Source organism: Sphingobacterium sp. Lzh-3 (assembly GCF_046764375.1).
GTDB lineage: Bacteria > Bacteroidota > Bacteroidia > Sphingobacteriales > Sphingobacteriaceae > Sphingobacterium.
On sequence record NZ_CP177226.1, the window covers coordinates 4,266,078 to 4,284,608 of the forward strand.

An 18,531-nucleotide genomic window follows, 5' to 3' on the forward strand; every position below is an offset into this window, starting at 1 on the left:
TTCAATTGGATGATAACTGTACTGTAGTCGATTTGCTCTTATTCGGGATCAGTTCAACATCGAACCTATAATTTACTGTTCCACCAAACCACATGCTAAAGTTTGTTCCCCAAACATTGTTATAGAGACAAAAGTGCAGCCCTCCACGTAAATCAGGTTGATCTGTAGAATAGTTCAACAAATCCCGTTTGCCGATTGCTACCAGCAAGGCATCTTTGCTACGGATACGAATTTTACCGGCATCCGTTACAATATCTACATAATGGTCTAGTCCATGCATCTGTCTATTCCCACCTTCAATAACATCCAATACACGAACAGGCTGACCTACTTTCTCCACGAGCATGTCCACAACACCTTCTGGATAGAAGCTTAACCAATAAGCTTCCGGGAGACGATTGGCCGGCTTATCCACCAAAGTATAACGCAGTTCGATATGTTTTGTATTCTCATCGAAACGGTAACTGCTAAAGATCTGTTTGGGTAAAACCTGCTGTTCAACTTTCCCAGCCCCAGTTAAACTCAATTGGCTGTAGCGCTCATTTTTAGCTTTATTATAGACTGATTTTTGAAGAGTAGCCAATAAGGTTCGGCTTTCCGCCATGTCCGGAGTCAGGCCAGGTTTTCCAAAATCCTGGATTGCCCAGTCTACTTTTTGGGTGATATAGGAATCCCTGAAACGTTCAAAATCAGCTGTCGAAAAACTCTGATAGCTGAGCTCTCCCATTTTCATCCGAAAGCCCCCTTTACTTAGCTGGAACGATCCATCTTTTGAAAATTGTTGCGATGCGTCCACTCCTTCAAAAATAGGTTTAGGGACTAATGCCAATTGCCGTAAAACATTTTCGGCCTCGGTACGCAGGTCTTTTGGCAGATATTGCAACGATTGATTGATATGGGCTTCCTTTTCGGCCCATGATGCTTGCATCTTTTTAAACGCCGGTAAATTCAAGGCGGCTTGAAAATCAGTAAAACGATAAGTGTCCCAATGTTGGAGGTGAGTTTTCACGTCCAATCCCCAGGTATGTTCTGCGACCAGGCCCAATTTGATGGCGAATCGAATAGCTGCATCACTATTTGGATTGATACGACCATCTTTCACCCAGGTTTCATAACATCTCGCCAATGCCCTAAACCGGGCCATCATCAGAGGAGAACTGCCGAAACCATGTATCCAAGTATCGCCAATCTCCTGTGTCACCAATGGAAGTTTATCCTTCATGGGACGCAAAACCGCCGCTACATCACTCAATGTCGAAGCCTGTAATGCAGCATTAGGGTAACGCTTCTGAATAGACGCATAGCTATCTTTGACCTGCTTCACGGTATGTGGTCCGTGGTTATCCCCGGTGAAAACAATGACCATAGCGGTCTTTCCATCAGGCAATATTATATCACTACCATAATCCTTTTGGTACATCAAGGTTACTTCACTTCCGTCTGGACTTTTCCAGCGGCACAACGCCGGGACGTTGGGGACCTTACTTGCAGGATTCACACCGATCTGCAAAAAATCTATGCCACTCTTTTGAAGCAAGGGAACAATTCCTCTGGTATGCCCCGGAACATCGGTCATCTTTGCGGCTCTTGTTTGTTTACCATATTTCTGATCCAGCTTCCTGGATAATTGCAACATTGTCCCAAACAGGGCTTTGTTGAGGGATTCGGATTCTACGGTATAGGGAATTGCATTCCACACAATATCTCCGCGACGAATTGCAGCCTCTAATTTTGCTTTATTTTCCGGACTCGCCTGTTCCAGGTAAGTCGCAATCAACCAAGAGCCCGTGGTCCAGACATACCGCTCTTTGGCTCCGGAATTCCGAAGTTCTTCAGCCACAGCAATAGCTTTGGGAATAAATTCGTTCATATAACGCTGCTCTACAACAGAACTAAGTTCGGTAAATCCGATATCGAGATGTGTTTTGAAGATCAGGTGTACCTTTTGTACAGCATCATTTTTTACAGCATCATTCGGTGTCTGTCCAACGGCAAAAAAGGTCGTGAGCACAAGGAGACAAGAACAATAAAATTTTCTGCGTTTCATGGATAATAGTAGGTTTATCTTATATCAAATATCGATCATTTTTCATTAAGACGATTTTGCAAAGGTAATCCCTAGTATTAAAATAAAAAGGCTCGAAAAAATAGCCGTTCCTTAAGCGCATTTAAATTTATAGGACATATCCAAGGAACAAGGCAAGGGTAAAAAAAACAATAAAAAAAACACCCGAAAGCATGGGGTACTCCGGGTGTTTTAGCCATATTATTAACCTATTTTATGAAAAGTGCCCTTGAATGGGCAACACTAAAATAGAAAATAACTTTGTATAAACAAAATAAAATCAAAAAAAAATCATTTTTTCTAAATCACTAAACCGGTTAAACATGGAAATTTAGCAGCGCGGCTAAAGTATTTCAAGTTCCCTTTTTGTTTAGGCACAAGTTAAGATCAAATTGATATTATCTTAATATATTGCAGGGAGATTACAGGGGGTTAACAGGGGTATAACAGGGGGTTAGCAGGGGTATATCCCCTACTAACCCCTTGTTACTCCCTTGTAAAAGTAGTGTTATTCCCTTCTTAATTTTGAATCTGAGGAGAACTTGATGCAGCCCTTCGCTATCATTGTGAGATTTTGTTTAATTTTAAATCGATCAAGTAACTATTAGCTATGACCGAGCGTGAAATTCTGAGACAACATATCGACAAGACCGTCCAGTTAAACGACGAACAATTCGACTACTTCTTTTCTTTTTTTAAACCGATCTCCTTTAAAAAGAAACAAATGATTATCCGTCAAGGAGACTTTGTGGAACAAGAGTATTTTGTGCTCAATGGCTGTCTAAAGACCTATTTCACCAACGATGAACAAAAGATGCATATCTTACAGTTCGCCACAAAAACCTGGTGGGCTTCCGATTATAATGCATTGCATAACCAAGGCCCAGCTACAGTCAATTTAGATTGTGTCAGCGATGCAGACACTCTTTGCTTATCGAACGAGGACCGTGAAAAAGTATGTAAGGAAATTCACGAAGTTGAAACCTTTTTTAGATGGCGTTCCAATAAAGGATACATTGGGCTACAAAAAAGAATCATGTCACTGCTGAACAATGATGCTCGAAGCCGCTACGAGGAACTCATGCAGCAATATCCCGAACTCTATAATCTCGTTCCCAAACATTTGATTGCAGCATATCTGGGTGTTTCGCGCGAAACACTGAGCAGGCTATACCAAGCCAAATAATGTGATCTATATCACAAAAGCAAAACCATTCGCTAAATTGTGATGTATATCACATAGGGCTCTGGCAATTTATCCCCTACTTTGTACTATCGTTTTAAACATATAATTTTTTAACAGACTTGGTTATTTAATATGAAAAAAGACAAATTAAAAGTATTGGTTGTATTGACATCACATGACCAATTGGGAGATACAGGAGAAAAAACAGGTTTTTGGATTGAGGAATTTGCAGCGCCTTACTATGTTTTACAAGATGCAGGAGTGGACGTCACAATCGCATCTCCAAAAGGAGGACAGCCACCGATAGACCCTAAAAGTGCGCTTCCGGATTTTCAAACCGAAGCAACCAAACGTTTTGATGCCGATAAGGAGCTTCAAATAAAATTGGCAAATAGCATTCCTTTGGATCATATCAATGAGCAGGATTATGATGCCGTTTTCTATCCTGGGGGCCATGGTCCATTGTGGGATCTGACCAACGACAAGACATCCATTGCATTGATCGAATCGTTTTGGGCCCACAACAAACCTGTCGCTGCCGTATGCCATGCCCCAGCTGTATTTCGCTATGTCAAGGATAGTAATGCTCAGCCACTGGTCAAAGGCAAAAAAGTTACCGGATTTTCAAATAGCGAGGAAGAAGCGGTTCAACTAACGGATGTTGTTCCCTTTTTAGTGGAAGATGAACTCGTAAAATTGGGAGGTCAGTACAGCAAAGGGGAAGATTGGCATAGTTATGTAGTCAAAGATGGTCATCTCATTACCGGGCAAAACCCTGGGTCTTCGGAAGAAACCGCTAAAGCTTTGTTTGCGCTATTGCGCAATTCCTAACAATAAACTAATCAAAAAATAAGTAAGGACTGTTGTCATCGAAACTGTCCTTACTTATTTTTTGATAAAACATCAGCATCCCCTTCCAATTGAAATCTAACTTCCTTGCAACTTCTTCATGACAAGAACCATTTGCAAAATGACTTTAATCTTTGTCTTCAAGTTCAAACAATTCTTCCACACTACGCTCAAGTACATGGGAGATTTTTAACGAAAGTACAGTGGAAGGAATATATTTTTCGGCTTCCAGCGCATTGATGGTTTGCCTGCTTACACCCACCAAATTTGCGAGCTGTTCCTGCGAGTAGTTTTTTATTAATCGATGGATTCTTATCTTATTCTTCATGTTCCGATCTCCTATTCATCTTCCAAATATTTACCTTAAAAATCGTAATATAGGCAAGCAATAATAAATGTGCAAATAGAAACGAAAAACTAACAAACGTTTTTCCATAAACAAATATCATAACAAGCGTACTCAACACAATCATGACGATTACTGCCCATGACCAACTATACAAGCGTATTGAATTGATCATTTCATCTTCCACTTTACGTCGTGTAAAAGCAAAACATGATAATCCGAGCAGCATTGTCAACATGATCAGGGTCAACAAAACATCAACTTCCATAATCTCAAAGAATCCGATTGGAGTCAGTGGCGTATCATTGATGAAAACAAAGGTTTTAATAAATATTCCACCCGGATCAGATCGATCCCGAAACGAATCCAAAAAGTACAGTCCTAGACTGATTGCAACAAACAAGAAGCCAATCCAGCGAAAATAACGGGGCAATAAAGGGATTTTTTTCATAATACAATAAGTTTATCAGTTTATTCAAATGTAAAAAATATCATACATTATGACAAATATATTTTACATAAAGACAAATTTATTTTACATTAAATTTGCGATAACGCTAATGATAACTGTCCTTTTTAAAAAATTAGGCTTTTCAAAAAAAAGCCAGCTGCATGCAGCTGGCTTTGACCGTTTATATTTTTTGTGAGCAATATTTAAAAACCAGCTCCATTTATCTGTACATTCTCCCCTCCTTTTTTGAGGTTAGCTGCATCCTGTTGGATTTTAAAATATTGTGCCGCTGGGCAGGCCATCTGCGTCATCCGTCCCGCATGCATAGGCACTTCGATCACTTGCTTTGCATCATAGCGGAGTAAAGTGGTGTAGGACCAAATCGCTTCCAATACTTTCGTTTTTGTTGCCTGTACAGGTTTGCCTTCATTGGCCACCTGATCGATAGCGTTCACCCGCTTAAACTCACCCAATCCACCCAGGGTATATCCAGCACTTTCAAACGTAGCTTCATATTTCTTGCCGTTACCCTGTATAGCAAATTTTAACATACCCGGACCAACAATTTCCAATGTCATCAGCACCTTTTCTCCAGGATACCAATAATATTCGTCCTGTGCGGGTGCATTTTGGTAAAGATTTGCCTGGCCAGAGCTATGTGCAGCTCTTCGTAAAAATGGTCTGAAAGCTCGCCTGTCTTCGGTCACATTTCCTTTTTCATCCTTAATAACTTCCCAGGTAAGACCAATATCCGTTTCCTGTCCCCCCATGTTACCACCCATATAAACAGAGGGATTATCCAGGTATTGCTTGGGTTTACTCGGGTTCAACCGCGCTGGATCAAATTCCATCTTTGGTAAGGTAACTTCGGCCTGAATGCCGACCCAAACATCTGTACTGGAAACGACTTTTCGATAGTAGGCTCCTTGAAAACAAGCTTTTGAAGAAGCCGGACGCACCTCATTTTTGAGATACTCATTTCCATCAACACCTACAACCGGAAATTCTGGTTTAACAAATTCATTTTTTGCACTACAGGCGGTCAAGCCTAGTAAAAAAAGTAAGAGTATGTGTTTCATTATTTCTTCGGATCAATGGGTACAAAAATTAATGGGGTCGGTAGGCAGGAAGCTCCCGGAGGAGAATAGGTAAATTCAATTTCCTGTATTTCCTTCTTCGGGTCGGGCCAATAAGTTTCGATGAGAATTGCCTCTGGATAACCTTTTGTAATCAGCGCATTTCTGGGATATTGCATCACCGTCTTTTGACCGTCTTGCCCCACAAGTTCCATTGTCAGCCCCATACCACCACACCATTGGTTGTCACCAGATCGGCTGTTCCAGCTGACCAAAGCCAATCCTTTTCCGTCTGTACTCTTCCATTTGATCTTTGTTTTATACAGCACACCGTAGTTTCCGGCATTCTTGGCAAATTCCTTTTTCGCGCCAATCGTTCCCGTGATCCATGGATCGTCCTGCCCGTCGGCAACAATCAGCTGCACTGCTCCTTTTTTGGTGTCAAGCGTATCTTTCGGATTAATCTGATAATTGGAAATTGGAAAAATACCACGCCCAGCGTTTGCGTGACTATGTGGAATCAGGGTCTTTATCCTCGGAAACACTTTTGGTCCAGACTCATTTGGGGCAAATTGTATGACAGCGATCTGCGCCGGCTGGTCTACCACAAATTCATAGAATCCATGGACAAGTTCATCGTATTGTACCAGCTGTTTTTCCAGTTTTTCATCGATAGCCATCACTTCCCCCGGTTTAAGCACTTTCACCTGATTGTCTACAGCAGATAAAAAGTAGTCCTCAAGCCCTTTCTTTCCAATTTCAAAATAGTTTGAACTCGGTTTTTGTGAAGCGTACTTCAACATGCGAAAATGCATATTTTCATGCCCCAGGTTTTTTATGACCGCCGAAATCTTACGGGGCATTTTTTGAGGTTCTTTGACACCATTGACGTTATAGACATACAACCTAACTGCTCCGGGATCAACCGTCTCCTGTAGTGCAATGGCTTCCGGAACACGGATATACTCGGGATCATCAGATATGATATACTGCGGCCCCGGTAATACGGTCTTTGTGTAAGGCAACTTGGGAAAGTCCGTTTTTAGAAAATCCTCCAATAAGACGATATCGCCTTTATTTGCGCTTACAATCTTTTTGGACACGCTACTTAAATTATTTTTTTGTGCAAATCCAACTTTACACGAAACTAAACCTAACATCAACAATAAGCTTGTTTTGATGTGCTTGTTCATAATTTTATTTTTTTACGAATGAATACAATGTTCCTCCACTGCAACACAAGCTGCGTGAAGGAACGATTATTTTAATTTGAATCGGCATAAATTGTAAACTCCTGCGCAACGAGATAACCAAAGGTCGTCAACATATACACCTGAAGCCTTTGTCCATTTTCTGAAGTTCCCATACAGATGTCGCTGGTTGCATTACCATTGGTACCGCCAGTAAACTGTTCGGACTCATAAACACGTAATTGGTTATAGGTCGGTGAACTCAGTGTGGTACCAATGCGGGCTCGATCGCTAATATCATAAACATACATCTGACCAATCTCATTGCTTCCAAACAATTTGACCTGAGCCAAAATATCTGCGTTGTTAAAACGCTGAAAGGCGATACCACCATTCATAGCAGTACCGGTAATTGCCGGGAATGCTGCTAGCCGCCCCCAGGTACTTCCCGAAACATAAGCAAGTTCGGCGTTAGCGCTCGCGATCAGTTCGGCGTTAGCGCCGACCCCTAAAGGAAGATATTCCGGAAGGAAGCCCAATGATGTCGCACCATCCTTATATTCCAGGACATCGGCCGCGGTAGATTTTATCTGGCCATTTTCGACTGTCCAACGCAGGAGGTAACGACTGGTTGCAACCGAAGCGAGTAACTGACCGTTTCCGTCCATATCCCCTACCCAGTTAAGTTTACGACCGATATTGCCGTCGCCGGCAGCTACCGCAGCAGGTTTGCTATAAGGTAGATCCAATAGCTTGGCAGGACTGGTATCAAAAACATCTCTGTATTTGTATAGCACAAAGCTCTGTCCATTCGGCGTATAAGTTCCTAGCATAAATCGTCCTTTTTCATCGCTCACGCCTTGGAAGATCAAGCGGCCTGCCGGGAAAGGATTTGTTAGATTATGGGAATAAGCTCCTGTGAAACGGTTGTACACCTTAAATACAGATGGTGAAGTCCGGCTCACAATCACCAAGTAATCGCCACTCACAAAACAGGACGTTTCACTATTTGCAGTGAAGCCCAGGTCTGCCGCTTTTTTCAGGAACAAGCGCCGGTTAATGCCCACCCCTTTTTCAAGTTTGACAGGTTCTTTGACAACCAATTTGAGCTGCCGCTTGATATTTCCGGCTCCAGAAATCGTCAGGGGTACTTCTGCACCGTTGGCTAAATTGACCTGAGCTCCGCTTGCTATAGAACCACTGGAATGTTTATTAATAACGTAACTCAGTGTAGATTGTGAAAGATCCGTACCCGGCACCACATAAAACGTCACCGTATTCCCATTTAAGATCCCCTCAACCTCATTTTCCTTTTGTTCGCTGTCTTTAAATGTAATTTTGATTCCCGAAATATCTGTATTGCCTTTCTTCTCGGCAATAACCACATAATCCTTTGAGTCACCATTTCCCGCGGTGACAGTAATTTTCTTGGGTGCCGTCAAGTCTGTAAATCCATTTAATCCCGGCGTCACCTGGGCATCAGCCGGAACGGAAGCACGCAACATCAGTCGCGAAAGATCTACTTCATTGTCCGAATCGATCGGATAATAATAATCTACGTGCAAATACACCGTATCATTGCTGATCGTGCTCAAGAAGAGCCGATCTTGCCCTTTCCCATCAATCGTAGCGTAAAAATCCATCAATTGATTTTTCACATTCCGCTCCAGATAATTAGGTTTTTGACATCCTCCCAAAAGGATCGCACAGGCCCATAAACTGTAAAATTTTATTTTGTCCATTGCTAGTCTTTCATGTTTTTACCAACCTTTAATTTGAGTCAAAGCGCCGTTCAACTGCACTTCATTTTCAGGTATGGGCAGATAATATAATTTTGTACTGAAACTTCTGTTGGTTGCGTCTGCTGAGACAACTTCATACGTTAATCCTGTTGCGTTCGGACTGATCTTATGCCCTGTAAACTTCACATTATCTAACAGGAGGTGAGCTTTTCTCCAACGGCGCAAGTCCCAGAAACGATGTCCCTCGAAAGCCAGTTCAACTTTGCGCTCATGCTCCACTGCGGCCATTGCCTGATTATTGTTGGCAAGGCTAAGGGCATTAAGTCCACGCTTCTGACGAAGCTGATTGATGTAGGTAGTTGCAGTCGCAAAATCGCCCAATTGCGCTTTCGCTTCCGCCATAATCAACAAGACCTCGGCATAGCGCATTTCGATCCAGCTTTGTGTACTCTTATTTTGAACGAATGTGGTATTTGTAGGATCAAGCATTTTGCGTACATAGTATCCCGTAACGGTACGTTTGGGGTCACCACTCGCGCCAAATGTTGTAAATCCTTCTATCGCATCGGTCGTCGACGTATTCAGTGTTCTTCCTTTCCAGGTTGCACCATTGTATAAGATCGTCGCATAGAAACGAGGTTCACGATTTGTATAGGGAGCCGCTGCCTGCGCAGCATTCTGCCAAGAGAATTTGGATCCGTCAGCCATTTCAAATTCATTGACCAATTCAGCCGTTGGCACACCATAAACCAATGTATTACCCGGAGCATCTCGAGGTGGGGCATAGCCCAGGTCGTATTGATGCGTGACATCAGGTGCTGCAAAATCTACCCGAAAGATTGCTTCCTTTGTAGTTTTATTGGTAAAAATGCTTGCAAAATTATCGTCCAAGGCATAGAGTCCCCCATTAGCCATATCGATGACTTTTTGCGCTGCATCGGCTGATTTTTTAAAATACTCCGCGCTCCTCGCCTGTGAAATGCCCGTCAAAGGATCCTGATTGAACTGCTTGAGATCATATTTAGCAATAGAGCCTGCATACAGTCCTACACGTGCCATCAAGGTATAGGCCGCGCCCTGGGTAGCCCGGCCAGCAAGATTGTTGAGCGGAAGATGATCCACCGCATATTGGAGATCCTCCAGGATAAAATCATAAACGGCTTCCTCACTCGAGCGTTCGTGATCTTTTTCAGTATACTGATCCATACTCTTGAATAGAATCACGCTTCCATGGATCTTTACCAGCCAGAAATAAGCATATGCTCTCACGAACCTGCCCTCAGCCTCATAAACCTGTTTTTGAGCATCGGAAAGGCTGGACTTGGTGTTAATCCCATTGATCATTTCATTGATACGACGGATACGTTCATATCCGCTCGCCCAATAATTCAGGCCCACACTTGCGGAAGAAAACTGGTTTGAGTTGGATACAAGAATATTGACGGTACCATTCCCAGCCGTATTTGAGGTAAATTTCATTCCATCGGCTAAGGCATCCATTGCATTGTCATAGCCTAAATTGGGAAATTGACCAAACTGGAATTTTTTAAATTCAGCATAGATACCCGACACATATAGTTCGGCCGAATTGGGGTCAGCCCATACTTTCTCTTCTGCGATCCGGTCCTGTGGAATTAGATCGACAGAACAACCTTGCAACGCCATAAACAACAGGCCTAAAAATGAAAGCTGCCGACAGCTGGTATATAGAGTTGATTTCATCTGTAATAATAATTTTTAGGAGATTAAAAAGTAACGCTTAAACCAAATTCAAAAATCCGTTGCTGCGGATAAAATCCATTATTGACATTTGGCATTTCGGGATCGAGGTATTTCAAGTAATCCCATGTGAAAAGGTTTGAGCCCGAAGCAAACACGCGTACATGTTCAATCTTCGCTGCATTCAGCAATCCTTTCGGGAAAGTGTAGCCCAACTGCACGGATTTAAGCCGCAGATAATCTCCTTTTCTGATCCATCCTGAATTGGCATTTGCATTGTTCGTCGACATGCCTGTTGCTTTATAGGCACTCATACGTGGAAATTCGGCATTCGGATTGTCTTCGCGCCATGAGTTTTCAACCAAGAAATAAGGGGAGTTTCCATAGTTATAAAAAGGTCGCGTAAAAGGTGTATTATCCTCTACCCCCGAAGTTCCTGACGATCCTTCGTAAGCTCCTGCTAGGGCAACATCAACACGTGCAGCACCTTGCAACAATGCTGAAAAGTCGAAGCCTTTATAAGCCATATCGAAATTCAAACCGAATGTTAATTCAGGTACATTGGAGCGTCCAATATAGGTCATATCATCTGTTCGGGTAATCCGGCCGTCACCATTCAAATCTTTAAATTTGAAAAAACCGGGCGCCATAAATCCCGAACTTGGTGAAGGTGTATTGCGTGCTTCCTCCCAGGTCTGTACCATCCCCTCTTTGACAAATCCAATTTTTGTTCCGATAGGTTTGCCAATGAGACTCTGCCAAGAAGGGATACCGTTCGCTTCATCCAGTTTCAGATACCTGTTTTTCGCCCAGTTGATATTGCCGGTTATGCCCAGTTTGAATTCACCAAAACGGTCGTTATAACGCAATTGGGCATCGAAACCGCGGTTATCAACTTCGCCGATATTGGCCAAGCCCGGAAAATATCTACCCATCGACGCTGGATAAAGGTTTCCTACCTCTCCCAGAATACCGGAAGTATAACGGGAGAACCATTCGAAATCAAAACCAAATTTTCCATTTAAAAACCGTGATTCAAATCCAACATTGGATGTGGTGGATTCTTCCCATTTCAATAGTGGGTTTTGAGGTGCATTGGTATATAAAGCTTTGACCGGTTTGCCGTCTATGACAATAACTGGTGTTGTATATTGCGAAAGGGTATTAATGTAAGGGAAACTACCCACTTGTGCACGATCGTTTCCTGTACGCCCAATAGACCCTTTTAATTTAAGGAAATCTGCAAAAGGGACAGCTTCCTTAAAGAAGGACTCATTTGAGACAACCCAGCCCAATCCAATGGCCGGGAAAGATTTCCAGCGGTTTTCCTTGGCAAAGTTAGCGGAGGCATCCCAACGCGACACCAACTCCACCAAATAACGATCGCGGAAAGCATAATTCAGCCGCGTCACAAATCCCGCCCGTGCAGATTCTGGATCGCTGGAGCCTGTAGACTTGATAATGTCTTCTTGGGAAGCCGAACCATAGTTTATTTCCTGAATAATACTGATCGGAAAATTACTTGCGCCGGCACCAAATTGATTACCATGAGTTTTTGCATATTCATATAAACCTAACACACCGATGCTATGATCACCAAAAGTGCGGTTGTAATTTAAACTGGCCTGCCAGGTGCTGCGATAGCTTGCAGCAAAGCTCTGACGAAGAGAAGTCTTCGTGATTCCAGGCAAAGTGGTCATGGCCACGAAATCGCCTGCAACCTGGTCCCGCTGTCTTCCCATCGTCGGATAGGGTGTTAGCCAAGATTTGGATTCATCCGAATTATAGTCGTATGCGCCCTGAACTTTTGCCAGCAAACCTGTTACTCCCGGAACTTTAAAATCGATGTTTGCTGTTCCCTGAAAGATATTGCTTTTAAGCTTCTGGTATCCCGAATTTGCTACGGAAGCAATTGGGTTGACCCATCCTGCTCCTGCCTGATATGCTACCGGAAGTCCATTTGGGGCATACATAGGTAGATTCGGGAGCATCCGAACAGCCTGGTAAAATGGATTCATATAGGCCGAGTTATCGGGTGAAATACCGGGTAAATTGGTATTCTGATTACGCAAACCAATGTTCAAACCAACCGTCAGGTATTCGTTAAGCTCACTTTTAAGGTTTGTACGGATATTGTAGCGTTTAAAATTGGTATTGTCGATCACCCCGTCCTGGTTCATATGGCTGACCGAAGCAAAATACTGCGTTTTGCTCGCTCCACCAGAAATTGTTGCGGCATGATGTTGCGAATAGCTATTATTATCTGCCAATAGGCCAATCCAGTCTGTATTCCCAAATAACGGATTGGTATTGGTTCCATTTGCCACAGCATCGATGAGTTCCTGCGTGTAGATGTAAGGTGCTTCAGTCTGCTTCGTATTTCGGAGAAAATCATTGTCCAGTTCTGTTCCTTTGTTATACCAGTTCATATAATCCGGTCCATTGAGGAATTTTGGAAAGCGGGTATTTTGGCCAATGCTGTATCCAAAGTCATAGGTTACTTTGGTCTGTTCCTTTCGTCCATTTTTTGTTTTAACCAATATAATACCATTGGCGGCCTGTACACCATAAGCGGCCGTGGAAACTGCATCCTTTAAAAAGGAAATCGTTTCTATCTCACTTGGGTCCAGATAAGCCAAGGTAGAAAGCGGTCTTTCGATATCATCGACAATCACCAAAGGACTTCGATTACCGCCGTAAGTTCCAACTCCGCGCAGATACAAGGTCGCATTATCTGCCCCCGGGCGTCCTGATTGTTGTAATGCTGTCAATCCGGGAACACGTCCGACAAGTGCATTGGTCAAATTCATCGACGGGGCTTTCTTGAGCTGATCACCTCCGATCTGTACGACAGAACCAACAACGTTGTTCTTCTTTTGCGTACCATAAGCCACAACAACGACCTCGTCAATCTGACGTTCATCGGACTGCAAAACAAAACTTTGTGTACCGGCAACTGTGATCTTCCGCGACTGCGACAAATAGCCGATATAACTAACCTGAAGTTCAGCCGGAAGTCGGTCTACCTGCACGGTAAAACTCCCTTTTTGATCCGTACGTGTTGTTACAGAAGTCCCCACTACTTTAACCGTCGCCCCAGCAATAGGCTGTTCATCGCGATTTCGTATGGTACCATTTACAATGGATTGAGCAAAGCTTATTGCGGATTGCATAAAAACAATAAGTAATCCCAATGCCTTAAAAAGATACCTGCGTTTTACATGTGTTGGTTTCATAATTTAGGAATGAAAAAATAGTGTTATGTTAAAAAATAGTATTTATGGTCACTCGGTTACCTACACCATGATCAGACGTTTTCCATTGGATAAAACACGCAACGTTTTGACACGGACAAGGCAACGTATTTTGGTTTACAATTATTAGGTATATTATTTATACAACACTAAATAAGAAATAAAATTTTAAATATTCAAATTATTTCTAATTTTTTTTATTAATTCAAACAGACTAAAGAAGAAAAAACATAAACTTAATTTGCGATGATGAGATATTTACTATATTTACCCAGAAGTTAACGTAACAAAGTTATGGGTATAAAATTTTTGAGTGACTTACATGATGCGAGCTATAGCGGTGTAGCGTATAAAAACATTTTACTTAAAAAGGAAATTTTAACCTTTTTTGCGACCAAAGGTCCTTCGACAATTCCTGAATTAAGCAAGGAATTCAACATTAGCATTCCCAAGATTAACGAATGTATCAATGAACTCATCGAAGACGCATTGGTTCAGGACAATGGAAAATCGACTTCGGGAATTGGCAGAAAACCGAATTCCTACGGTCTACTTCCAAATGCAGCATTTTTTGTCGGTGTTCAGGTAAGCCATGATCATCTCAGTATCGTGGTCATGAATATGAAAAAAGACATTATTGCCAGCCAGGAGGAAATTCCACATCGTTTGGAGAATAATCAGGAATCACTCCAGAATATATGCCGGGAGATCAATCAGTTTATTGCCACACATCAGATTCAAAAGGATAAAATATTGGGTGTAGGTATCAATCTTTCTGGCCGCATCAACTATCGAACAGGTTATTCCTACAGTTATTTTAATTTTTATGAAGATCCTTTATCGAAATATTTCGAACAGGAGCTGCAATTGCGCACCTATCTTGAAAACGATAGTAAGGCGCTTGCTTATGGCGAATTTTCCAGCGGAATTTTAAAAGACGAGAAAGATGCACTCTTTGTCAATGTAGACAACGGTATCGGATTGGGTATTTTAATCAACGGAAAGATCTATTATGGGAAATCGGGTTTCTCGGGTGAATTTGGACATATTCCCATTTTTGACAACGATATCATCTGTCGCTGCGGAAAAAAGGGTTGCCTCGAAACGGAAGCATCTGGTTTTGCACTTAGAAACCGTGTAATAGCAGCACTGCAAAATGGCGCAACGAGCATCCTAACAAAAAAATTCAATGATCTGGAAGATATCCGGCTCAGCGATATTATCACTGCTGCAAAAAAAGATGACAATCTCGCTATTGAGTTGATCAATGAACTTGGGGAAAAATTAGGTCGTGGGCTTGCTACATTGATCAATATTTTCAATCCAGAAATCATCATCGTAGGTGGTATTTTAGCCAAGAGTGAGGAATACCTGATGTTACCGCTGAAAAATGCAGTCAATAAGTTTTCATTATCCATTGTCAACAAGGACACCAAACTTGCTTATTCAAATAATGGAGAAAAACTTGCGGCCTTTGGAGCTTGCCTTCTCATTCGGGACCGTCTGCTTTCTATTATCGATTAAGACATAAGGCGTGGATTTCAGCGAAATCCACGCTACTTTATCTTTCTACAATGTCCTTCACAACCTCTCCATATTGATCTTTCACCTGCTCTTTCCTTTGTGCAAGGTATATCCACTTCTTAAACGTTCCGATAAATACAATCGCCATCAATGACATCGCTGCTACGGCCAAGCCCGCCAGTAGGTACTGTCCTTTAGGCACATATCCTTGTACCACCTGAAGATAGCCGGCCCAAAATGTAATCACGGCCATAAAGACACCGGGAACGGCTGCAAACAAGACATATTTTCGTCTATTCATCCGGATGAGCATCGTTGTACATACAATCAGACCACAGGCTGCCAAGAGCTGATTGCTAATACCAAATAATGGCCAAATGCTACTTACGTTACCGGTATAAACCAAATATCCCCAGGAAAACGTAAACAGGGCACTGCAAATCCATACACCTGGTTTCCAGTTTTTATCGCTAAATTTAGGGAAAACAGTTCCAAGCATTTCCTGTAGAAAAAAACGTCCCACCCTGGTACCTGCATCAATCGCTGTAAGAATAAAAACAGCTTCAAACATGATAGCAAAATTATACCAATAGGCCATTATATCGTTCATAAAAGGAACCTTATCGAAGATATGAGCCATCCCTACAGCCAACGACACTGCCCCGCCCGTCCTACCGTGCAGATCTACACCTATTCTGTCTATAAAATGTGGTAAATCCACAGCTGAAAGATGGGGGTGCTGCGTTAGAAACTGTGCATAATCGGCTACCGGCGTATTGATCGCAAAATAATCACCAGGCATCAACGTACAAGCTGCAATCAAGGCCATCAAGGCAACAAAGCCCTCAACAAGCATGGCGCCATACCCCACAAACAAGATCTCACGTTCATTACCGATCATTTTGGGCGTCGTCCCGGTTGCGATAATAGCGTGAAACCCTGATATGGCTCCACAGGCAATCACAATAAAGATAAAGGGCAAGACAGGTCCTGAAATTACAGGTCCGCCACCATGGATAAATGAGGTCAAGGCGGGCATCTGAATTGTTGGTGCAACAAAAAATATTCCTACCGTCAGCATAATAATTGTACCTATTTTGAGATAGGTCGACAGGTAATCTCTCGGAACCAATAATAGCCAGATGGGCAATACTGAAGCGAAGAAACCGTATACAGCAATACCGATAGAGATCGTTTTCACATCCCAGTTGAAAAGTGCGTGAAAAGTTGGAACCTGCATCAGGTGATGACCGGCTATAATACCTGCAATAAGCAAGATACCACCAATGATACTCGCCAAGGTCACCGAGCCCTCCCGATAACGCATCATCAAGCCCATTAAAATAGCAATGGGCATTGTCAGTATAATCGTAAATAAAGACCATGGTGCCTCGTGCATTGCACTGATACAGGCCAGCGATAGTCCGGCCAGCGTTAGGATCAGAATGAAAAGTACGGCAATACCAGCAATAGTGCCAATAGGTTTACTGACCTCCTTGGAGGCAATGGTTGCCAAACTTTCTCCTTTATGTCGTACAGAAGCGAAAAGCACGACCATATCGTGCACACCGCCACCTAATACACAACCAATTAATATCCACAGAGCGCCCGGCAGATAACCAAACTGTGCCGCGAGAACTGGACCAACTAGTGGTCCTGCCGCAGCTATCGCTGCGAAATGATGGCCAAACAACACTTTTTTATCGGTTTTCACATAATCATGGCCATCAGCAAACTCCACCGCCGGTGTCTGGCGACTTCCATTCAACCTGAGCAGCTTATTTGCTAAAAACAAGCCATAAAAACGATACGCGATCGCAAAGATCAATATCGCTGCGAAAACTAAGGTCAACGCATTTATTCCATTGAGAGCATCCATACCAGTTAAGTTACACGATTATTTTTGCTTTTTCAAACACCTCATATATCTTCCATAAGGCACGAGGTACATGAAAGCATCCCTTCCATTTTCCGCCTTTGAGATCGAGCAATACCTCACCTCTTCGATTGAGGTAGCCAAACCATTCGCCATGTTCGGGGTCCCTAAAATGCGTCCAGGTATATTCATGAACCCGTTCGAACCAACGTTTAGCCTCTTCATTTCCCGTTAGTACCCAAGCTTTCGCCATACATACCAGTGTTTCACAGTGCACCCACCATAACTTCTGGTCCCATTCCAACTGCTGGGTCGGTTTACCCTGCGCATCCATAAAGTAGAATATACCTCCATATTTCTCATCCCATCCATGCTCCAACATACGAAGACCAATACGCATGGCTTTTTCAATCAACGCTGGTCGCTGCAATCTTTCTCCCAGATCCATCATAAACCACATGGCCTCTATCGCATGTCCCGGATTGAGCAATCTTCCTTCAAAACTATCCAGCAATGAACCATTGGGACTTACATTTTCAAAGACAAGCCCCTGCTCCTCTTTATAAAATACATCCATTACCTCCACCACGATATCCTCGATCAATTCCTGCACCAGGTTAGGTTCCAATAAATGCTCCAGTTCGATGGAGAGGTTGCTCAAGATCATAGGCAAAGCAAAATTCTTTGATGGACGTGTCCCTGGAACAGCCTTATCGTATATGCCCTTGGTATGTGTTCGACGTTTCAATATATTATGAAAGGTATCTTGCGCAATTTCCGCGTAACGCTGCTCCTGGGTTGCTGTATACAGGGCACCAAATCCCATGGCAGCAAAGCAATCGGAAAAAATATTATAGGGCCGCACAAGTGCCTTCCCTTGTCGATCAAGCGAAAAATACCAGTTTCCCTCTTCGTCACGTCCATGTTTTTCCATAAAGCTGGCACCATGAACTGCAATATCCAACCAGGATGACCGTGTTTCAATTTTGTTGTAAATACTCGAAAAGAGCCAAACTTGCCGCCCCTGCAGCCACATAAACTTATCCGTATCAAAAACTCCACCTCTTCTATCCAGACAGGTAAAATAGCCCCCATACTCCCTATCGAGCGAATGCTCCGTCCAGAAAGGAAGAATATGATTAAATAATTCGTCTTTATAAATTGTACTATAATGATTCATGTATAAATGAATTTGCTCTTTAAAGGCCATTTAAAATCTCTGGCCTACTCTTATCAATAATGCTATTTCTTGT

At 42.6% G+C, this 18,531-nt stretch carries 14 protein-coding genes; 4 read left to right on the plus strand and 10 right to left on the minus strand.

Going from position 1 to position 18,531, the window contains the following annotated elements; genetic code table 11:
• Position 1 precedes the first annotated feature (1 nt).
• Complete coding sequence (locus tag ACLCDV_RS18120; protein WP_411971846.1) at positions 2–2,047, minus strand: DUF5054 domain-containing protein; 2,046 nt, start codon at positions 2,045–2,047, stop codon at positions 2–4.
• 628 nt (positions 2,048–2,675) lie between these two features.
• Here ACLCDV_RS18120 and ACLCDV_RS18125 point away from each other — a divergent pair.
• Both ACLCDV_RS18125 and ACLCDV_RS18130 read left to right on the plus strand, forming a co-directional pair.
• Positions 2,676–3,251, plus strand: a complete 576-nt coding sequence (locus ACLCDV_RS18125) for a Crp/Fnr family transcriptional regulator (RefSeq protein WP_411971847.1) — start codon at positions 2,676–2,678, stop codon at positions 3,249–3,251.
• Between the two features lie 132 nt (positions 3,252–3,383).
• Positions 3,384–4,082 (plus strand): type 1 glutamine amidotransferase domain-containing protein, encoded by a 699-nt coding sequence (locus ACLCDV_RS18130; protein WP_411971848.1) that lies wholly within the window; start codon positions 3,384–3,386, stop codon positions 4,080–4,082.
• Between the two features lie 145 nt (positions 4,083–4,227).
• On the opposite strand, the gene ACLCDV_RS18135 is transcribed toward ACLCDV_RS18130, so the two are convergent.
• The 7 genes from ACLCDV_RS18135 to ACLCDV_RS18165 all read right to left on the minus strand — a co-directional run bounded on the left by ACLCDV_RS18135 (position 4,228) and on the right by ACLCDV_RS18165 (position 13,860).
• The gene (locus ACLCDV_RS18135; protein ID WP_046675319.1) at positions 4,228–4,428 is read right to left on the minus strand and encodes a helix-turn-helix transcriptional regulator; all 201 of its coding nucleotides are present in this window, start codon (positions 4,426–4,428) and stop codon (positions 4,228–4,230) included.
• Positions 4,418–4,897 (minus strand): hypothetical protein, encoded by a 480-nt coding sequence (locus tag ACLCDV_RS18140; protein ID WP_120332486.1) that lies wholly within the window; start codon positions 4,895–4,897, stop codon positions 4,418–4,420. Before ACLCDV_RS18140 ends, ACLCDV_RS18135 begins: the two co-directional genes overlap by 11 nt.
• A 203-nt stretch (positions 4,898–5,100) precedes the next feature.
• On the minus strand, positions 5,101–5,976 hold the full coding sequence (locus ACLCDV_RS18145; protein WP_411971849.1) for a hypothetical protein: 876 nt from the start codon (positions 5,974–5,976) through the stop codon (positions 5,101–5,103).
• Complete coding sequence (locus ACLCDV_RS18150) at positions 5,976–7,166, minus strand: copper amine oxidase (protein WP_411971850.1); 1,191 nt, start codon at positions 7,164–7,166, stop codon at positions 5,976–5,978. The genes ACLCDV_RS18145 and ACLCDV_RS18150 overlap by 1 nt, the downstream gene beginning before the upstream one ends.
• A gap of 71 nt (positions 7,167–7,237) precedes the next feature.
• Entirely contained in the window at positions 7,238–8,905 is a 1,668-nt protein-coding gene (locus ACLCDV_RS18155) for a DUF5018 domain-containing protein (RefSeq protein ID WP_411971851.1), read from the minus strand.
• A gap of 18 nt (positions 8,906–8,923) precedes the next feature.
• Positions 8,924–10,627: a RagB/SusD family nutrient uptake outer membrane protein gene (locus ACLCDV_RS18160; RefSeq protein WP_411971852.1), complete on the minus strand. Its 1,704-nt coding sequence runs from the start codon at positions 10,625–10,627 to the stop codon at positions 8,924–8,926.
• A 23-nt stretch (positions 10,628–10,650) separates the two neighbouring features.
• Positions 10,651–13,860, minus strand: a complete 3,210-nt coding sequence (locus ACLCDV_RS18165) for a SusC/RagA family TonB-linked outer membrane protein (protein WP_411971853.1) — start codon at positions 13,858–13,860, stop codon at positions 10,651–10,653.
• Between the two features lie 25 nt (positions 13,861–13,885).
• Here ACLCDV_RS18165 and ACLCDV_RS18170 point away from each other — a divergent pair, with 25 nt between their 5' ends.
• Both ACLCDV_RS18170 and ACLCDV_RS18175 read left to right on the plus strand, forming a co-directional pair.
• Positions 13,886–14,008 carry a hypothetical protein gene (locus tag ACLCDV_RS18170; RefSeq protein WP_262896106.1) on the plus strand — a complete coding sequence of 41 codons (123 nt, stop codon included), beginning with the start codon at positions 13,886–13,888 and terminating at the stop codon, positions 14,006–14,008.
• 164 nt (positions 14,009–14,172) lie between these two features.
• Complete coding sequence (locus tag ACLCDV_RS18175) at positions 14,173–15,402, plus strand: ROK family protein (protein WP_182331128.1); 1,230 nt, start codon at positions 14,173–14,175, stop codon at positions 15,400–15,402.
• A 37-nt stretch (positions 15,403–15,439) separates the two neighbouring features.
• Here ACLCDV_RS18175 and ACLCDV_RS18180 read toward each other — a convergent pair whose 3' ends face one another.
• Together ACLCDV_RS18180 and ACLCDV_RS18185 are read right to left on the minus strand one after the other, a co-directional pair.
• On the minus strand, positions 15,440–17,281 hold the full coding sequence (locus ACLCDV_RS18180; protein WP_411971854.1) for a carbon starvation protein A: 1,842 nt from the start codon (positions 17,279–17,281) through the stop codon (positions 15,440–15,442).
• A 10-nt stretch (positions 17,282–17,291) separates the two neighbouring features.
• A complete protein-coding gene (locus ACLCDV_RS18185; protein ID WP_411971855.1) occupies positions 17,292–18,458 on the minus strand; it encodes an AGE family epimerase/isomerase in 1,167 nt (388 codons plus the stop codon).
• Positions 18,459–18,531 lie beyond the last annotated feature (73 nt).

Bases quoted from the DNA above. Each gene is read 5' to 3' on its own strand.
- ACLCDV_RS18120 (WP_411971846.1), bottom strand. From the start codon at position 2,047: ATGAAACGCAGAAAATTTTATTGTTCTTGTCTCCTTGTGCTCACGACC.
- ACLCDV_RS18125 (WP_411971847.1), top strand. From the start codon at position 2,676: ATGACCGAGCGTGAAATTCTGAGACAACATATCGACAAGACCGTCCAG.
- ACLCDV_RS18130 (WP_411971848.1), top strand. From the start codon at position 3,384: ATGAAAAAAGACAAATTAAAAGTATTGGTTGTATTGACATCACATGAC.
- ACLCDV_RS18135 (WP_046675319.1), bottom strand. From the start codon at position 4,428: ATGAAGAATAAGATAAGAATCCATCGATTAATAAAAAACTACTCGCAG.
- ACLCDV_RS18140 (WP_120332486.1), bottom strand. From the start codon at position 4,897: ATGAAAAAAATCCCTTTATTGCCCCGTTATTTTCGCTGGATTGGCTTC.
- ACLCDV_RS18145 (WP_411971849.1), bottom strand. From the start codon at position 5,976: ATGAAACACATACTCTTACTTTTTTTACTAGGCTTGACCGCCTGTAGT.
- ACLCDV_RS18150 (WP_411971850.1), bottom strand. From the start codon at position 7,166: ATGAACAAGCACATCAAAACAAGCTTATTGTTGATGTTAGGTTTAGTT.
- ACLCDV_RS18155 (WP_411971851.1), bottom strand. From the start codon at position 8,905: ATGGACAAAATAAAATTTTACAGTTTATGGGCCTGTGCGATCCTTTTG.
- ACLCDV_RS18160 (WP_411971852.1), bottom strand. From the start codon at position 10,627: ATGAAATCAACTCTATATACCAGCTGTCGGCAGCTTTCATTTTTAGGC.
- ACLCDV_RS18165 (WP_411971853.1), bottom strand. From the start codon at position 13,860: ATGAAACCAACACATGTAAAACGCAGGTATCTTTTTAAGGCATTGGGA.
- ACLCDV_RS18170 (WP_262896106.1), top strand. From the start codon at position 13,886: ATGTTAAAAAATAGTATTTATGGTCACTCGGTTACCTACACCATGATC.
- ACLCDV_RS18175 (WP_182331128.1), top strand. From the start codon at position 14,173: ATGGGTATAAAATTTTTGAGTGACTTACATGATGCGAGCTATAGCGGT.
- ACLCDV_RS18180 (WP_411971854.1), bottom strand. From the start codon at position 17,281: ATGGATGCTCTCAATGGAATAAATGCGTTGACCTTAGTTTTCGCAGCG.
- ACLCDV_RS18185 (WP_411971855.1), bottom strand. From the start codon at position 18,458: ATGAATCATTATAGTACAATTTATAAAGACGAATTATTTAATCATATT.